Origin of the sequence: Pseudoalteromonas sp. NBT06-2 (assembly GCF_002276045.1) — a bacterium.
Classification (GTDB): Bacteria; Pseudomonadota; Gammaproteobacteria; order Enterobacterales; family Alteromonadaceae; genus Pseudoalteromonas.
On sequence record NZ_NQMR01000224.1, the window covers coordinates 1 to 5,098 of the forward strand.

7 protein-coding genes are annotated in these 5,098 nt (G+C 35.4%); all 7 read right to left on the reverse strand.

What is annotated here, in order from left to right:
* Positions 1-316: 316 nt before the first annotated feature.
* Positions 317-1,546, reverse strand: coding sequence for a zonular occludens toxin domain-containing protein (locus CJF42_RS24325; RefSeq protein WP_095369117.1), 1,230 nt, complete (start codon positions 1,544-1,546; stop codon positions 317-319).
* Positions 1,547-1,864, reverse strand: coding sequence for a DUF2523 family protein (locus CJF42_RS24330; RefSeq protein ID WP_095369118.1), 318 nt, complete (start codon positions 1,862-1,864; stop codon positions 1,547-1,549).
* 1 nt (position 1,865) lies between these two features.
* Positions 1,866-3,413: a hypothetical protein gene (locus CJF42_RS24335; protein ID WP_095369119.1), complete on the reverse strand. Its 1,548-nt coding sequence runs from the start codon at positions 3,411-3,413 to the stop codon at positions 1,866-1,868.
* A 105-nt stretch (positions 3,414-3,518) separates the two neighbouring features.
* Positions 3,519-3,653 carry a hypothetical protein gene (locus CJF42_RS29160; RefSeq protein ID WP_286203528.1) on the reverse strand — a complete coding sequence of 45 codons (135 nt, stop codon included), beginning with the start codon at positions 3,651-3,653 and terminating at the stop codon, positions 3,519-3,521.
* A 30-nt stretch (positions 3,654-3,683) separates the two neighbouring features.
* The gene (locus CJF42_RS24340) at positions 3,684-3,920 is read right to left on the reverse strand and encodes a hypothetical protein (protein ID WP_095369120.1); all 237 of its coding nucleotides are present in this window, start codon (positions 3,918-3,920) and stop codon (positions 3,684-3,686) included.
* Positions 3,921-3,930: 10 nt separating this feature from the next.
* Entirely contained in the window at positions 3,931-4,239 is a 309-nt protein-coding gene (locus tag CJF42_RS24345) for a CTX-RstB family phage integration protein (RefSeq protein WP_095369121.1), read from the reverse strand.
* On the reverse strand, positions 4,236-5,098 hold an 863-nt coding region (locus tag CJF42_RS24350; protein WP_170940752.1), incomplete at its 5' end, for a replication initiation factor domain-containing protein. The genes CJF42_RS24345 and CJF42_RS24350, both read right to left, overlap by 4 nt.

The following is a 5,098-nucleotide window of genomic DNA, read 5'->3' on the forward strand; positions in this document are numbered from 1 at the left end:
CTAAGAATGAACAACCCCTTACACTTACAACAAATCACATTATTTAACATAACATCATTTATGGGCTATTAAAATAATAACTAAATTAGGGTGATAAAATTCATTTCTTTCTATTCTTTTCAGCTACAGCAAACAGCACTATAAACAAAACTAAAAACACTAAAGCCCAAAAACCACTATCACTATAAACTATCATAAACCACCTAACTGTATAAATGTCCAGTACTATTGAGTATCGGACTTAAGCCATTGATAAATAAGAGTATCAGCAACTATCATTTTAACAATTCCCCGCACGCGGGTCCCCTTTAAAATTCTAGTTTGCTGCTATCATATCCGAATTAACACTGTCAGAATTACCCGTATTGATACGTGGTGAATCACAAGTTAAAAAATCATGATAATCATCATACCAAAGCTCAATCATACAACCTGATTTAACACTCACTTTATAACCTGCCAAATACAAATCCTCAAGCCCAAGCTTGAAAACATGCTGACCATTTTGACTAGCTGCAATATGATAATCTTTTTTAAGCTTGTAATGTTTTTTACTATATCTCTCTGTATACCTAGCCCAACCAGTGATATGCAGTTGAACCTTATAATAAGGATGCTCTGACTTAGCTGACAAACGTTTCTTTCTTTCATTAAGCTCACGCTCTCTAATAGCTTTCTCTTTCTCTGTAATCTCATCAGTATAAACAGGTGTTTCAACCTTTTTAACAGCCTCGTTTTGATTGGGACTAATAACTTGTTTAGTTTCATTATCAATACTTACTGGTTGTTCGGCAGCCTGATTAAGTTTTAAATTATGCTCAGAGCGAGATTTTATTGCAGTGTAAAGCATACCCAATACAAATATAAACATAACAACAGAAAGCTTAGTAAACTTATTATCATACCATTTTTTAATATCTTTACATTCAGCCTCTTGTACAGATGTATTGCTCTTGGTGTGCGACTGGTAAAAACTAAAGAATCGTTTTTCATATTCTCTTTCGTGTGTTGCTACTACTGTTTGAGATGAATCACTAGCACCATCATGAACCTTTAAAATGTATTTATCATCTTGGCCAATCATTGATTTTTTAATACAACGATAACCGATTTGAATCATATCTTTAATATCACGATTAACTTTTTTAAAATTCTGAGTGATTAACATAATGTCAAAACCATAATGACGATGCATCGACATAAACTCAGATAACTCATTACCCGCGCCAGAACTGGGCATAGACAAGTGACACTCATCTATAAAAAAATAAACCTTTTGCCCTTTCTCATTCTTCCAAGATTCATACTGTAAAAAATGCTCCTTTTTGCTGAACGGTCTATCATTGCCAAAGTCGTGAAACTTACCGTCTACAACTTCAATTAAGTCCCTGCAGTACTCACCAAAAACCATGCAAAAATGGTCAATGTTTAACGGTAAATTAGTGACAACTTTACGCTTATCCTTTGAGATTATTGGGATTATATGACTAACAACAGCCTCGTAACTTTTGCCGCCTCCGGGCTTTCCTTGAATTCCGTTAATCATCTAACTGCCCAACCTTGTAAACGGTATTAATTGTAAAATGATACGAATTGTTAATGATAAAATTATCATTCCCATCGCCTCAGAAAACCCACACGCAGTCATAAAATAGCCCGTATGTGGCGGTATTGAAGAAATATATTGAGAGATATTTAAACCGTCAAACATTGCACCCAATGAATTCAAAATAAACAAAACTAAATCAATAAGCGTTTCAGCTAAAAGACAACCTAAGTCCTTTACAACATCAACAACACTTAAAACGACAGACCATAAAAACTGCTTAAATTCATTCCAAGTACTAGCGAACCAATCCAACATATTAACCCCCAAAAATTATATAACGACACAAAAAAGCGGCTGATATTAGAATGACAATTTTAATAAACGCCATGACCGTTGTTGTAGGTAACGGCAGAGCTACACAGCCAAAATTAACAAACCCCAAATCGAAACACATAGAAAAATCAGGTGCGGCAGATTGAATAGATGGATTAAATTGATTTAAAAACGTAACAAATTCAGTTTGTTTAAATGCCTCCGCTTTATCTGTCCAAATGCCCTTTACACCATTTGTATATTCACGTTCATAAAATGAATTTGACTGACTTGGATCAAAAGCATTTTCTATATTTGTTTCGTTCATCTTTTTAAGTTGGTCTTGAGTTGAAAAAGTATTTTCTGAAATCGTAGAGAGCAATTCATTAGACGCTTTTGAATTTGATTTTAAATCTTTTAATAATTTGTTAGCTTCACCCTGCTTTTTACCCAGACCATCAATACCTTGCGAGATTTCATTTAACTTTGCGTTACCCTCTTTTTGACCTTGTTTTAATTCGTTTAAACCTTGCACTGTATCTTTAGTATCTGTTATACCGTCCCCGTCTTTGTCTGTATTATTATCAACTGCACAAATATCAGCATTAACCTCGGCGTACTCAGTATCAGAACAATCAAGCGTAGGCAGCCCATCATCGTTATTTTCATCAGTACAATAAAAACCTGTAGAACCATCGGCAACCGTTACTTTTCCACAACCCTCATTACAGTTGTATGCAGTGTGCCCCTCGATCCCCGTTTCAACATCACATACATCATCAGGGTCTTTAGCACAGTACTTACCATTTTGAGCAGTAAAACAACCATCTTCATCTAAATCTGGCGGATTGGGTTTATCTTCACCATTATCATTATTTGAATCACCATCATTACAAGCGATAGGTTCCTGAGCACCCAAATCAGGCAAGTTATACATACCGCTATCATCAGACGTGTAATTGCATGTTTTTGTAGTATCAGGATTGTTTGAATTCGCAAAGCACATTGTTTGATTTGCACCACCAAAACTAAAATTCGAAACATCACCCAATTGCGGGCAATCATCATCATTTTCATGGGGTTCTTCAATTAAAGGTTTTGCACACATGATTTTTTCAGGGTTTGTAGGGTCAGGGACTGGTAATACATAATCAAGAAAATCAGGGTGCGGACAACGCTCAGAATCAACAGGTCTAATATTGACATGAGTAATTTTCTTTGTTTGAGGGTATTCTTTATACACGTTGTTCCAAGAATCCCATTGATATTTGATTACTTTCGCTTTTTTGCCATCATATATACATTCACCAGTGAATGAATATTTATTATCTGGCGGAACAGCATCTTGAATCCATCGTTGCCCCCATTTTTGACACATAGCATCAAAAGCGAGTTGCTTTGTATCTCCATAAGAAACTAAACCACCGTTATAATCTGCTTTGTATGTCGGCTCATTTGTTGGCGACTTCAAATCACTCATATCAGGCTCTACAGCATCACTAAAAAAAGACATAAAAAAAGCCATCATAATGACAGCTCTAAATTTCAACATTTCGATTATCCCCAACCAAAGTTTTTTACAATAATATAACCACAAACCGCCCCGACACACATCACCAGTGTATGAATCAGGGCGACAATTAAGCCGCCCATAAAATCACGCTTTTTTGATAGCGCGTTTAGAAATGTCTATCCCCTTAAATCCCATCGTATAAGCAATAATTGCAAGTGCAGCAACACCCACAAAAGCACCAACAGTAGTTAAATCAACAGCGGCAAATACAGCATCCATAATTTTTTCCTTTATAAATTTTAAGTTAAATTACATTTTATTAATGACCATTTTTGATACCTTGACTTTAAAAGATAAGGCACCAAAAAGTAGTACAGTGGTTAAGCCCCAAGTAAATGAAGCCGTTATTTCAAGTGCGTTTATCTGACTAGATTCAACATAATTCTTAGCCTCAAGACTAGGAACCAAAACATAACCTTGACATAATTCTAAGGTCTCAGAAGTTGGTTTTAATGTGCCGTCACTATTCAAATAAATACACTGCAAAATTCTTTTCCTATTTCAACATTGAAACTTTAGTAACAATATTGCGAGACATATTTTCAGGGTTTGGTTCTAGTGTTAAATCAACAAGAGTAATACCCTCTTGGTCAGTAATACTTTTAATGTTGTTATATAAAGCTTGGTCATATGCAATTTCGACAGTCTTAACTTCTACACCACATTTTTGAATATTATGGTCATCGTTAGAAAAATCTTTGGCCTTAACTGCATACTCTAAAGATGCAAACTCATACGGCTTTGGTACACCTGTCTTTTTAGAAACACCCTTACCAAGACTTGCAGATAATAAAGTTACTTTCATTGTATATACTCCGGTTGAGTCACGGACTCGTTAAAATTAGGCGGCTGAACTGCAACCTGTTTAATAGAATCGGGCATATCATCAATTGATAACCCTTTTGTTAATTCGTTAATTATTTCTGTATCAGATAGTTCTAAAATATGACGCATGAAATTGATGTGTTTACCATAAGATAATTTGTTGTATTTCAATAATCTAGCGTTAGTATCCATAACAACTTTTACACGGGTATTTGTTGGAACGTCACAACGATAATCAGATGCAAATTCGAAAGCCGGATAACCAGAGGCAAAAACACCATCAAGATTAATCAAACAATCAACATCAATCTCTCTATCGATAGCTCTAAGCTCTAATTCCGCCCTAACCCAACCATTTTGAGTTTGAGAATCTAATTGTTTACCCTTTTCATACATGCGAGCTAATTTGCCGTTATTACGAGAACCAACATATAAAGTACAACCCGCATCTGGTATTAATTCGTATTGTTTCTGCCAGCCATGTTTCTTTTTATATTCTGCCTTTTCTTCTGCACTTAATTTTTGTAGACGGCCTGACTGAATTAATGAATAACCTGGCATTGCGTTAGTTTTACAAAAAGCACCCTTTTCAAGCTCTTGAATATAATGCTTAATATCACGCACCCCCTCCAAATCATCATAAGCAACATCAAGACGAGTTAATTTGACGTTAGGCATTTTTTTAAGCATTCCATGAAGTTTTGGAATATCTAAACCAGAACAGCCAGTACCAGTGAAAGAAACCATACAACCACCATTATTAGCACCCCAAGCAATACGGCCTGAGTCCACACCATGACGATATAATGTCGCTGATTTTTCATACGTAAATAGTCCCG

Coding starts and splice junctions, on each gene's coding strand:
- CJF42_RS24325 (WP_095369117.1), bottom strand. CDS start 1,546: ATGATTAACGGAATTCAAGGAAAGCCCGGAGGCGGCAAAAGTTACGAG.
- CJF42_RS24330 (WP_095369118.1), bottom strand. CDS start 1,864: ATGTTGGATTGGTTCGCTAGTACTTGGAATGAATTTAAGCAGTTTTTA.
- CJF42_RS24335 (WP_095369119.1), bottom strand. CDS start 3,413: ATGTTGAAATTTAGAGCTGTCATTATGATGGCTTTTTTTATGTCTTTT.
- CJF42_RS29160 (WP_286203528.1), bottom strand. CDS start 3,653: ATGGATGCTGTATTTGCCGCTGTTGATTTAACTACTGTTGGTGCTTTT.
- CJF42_RS24345 (WP_095369121.1), bottom strand. CDS start 4,239: ATGAAAGTAACTTTATTATCTGCAAGTCTTGGTAAGGGTGTTTCTAAA.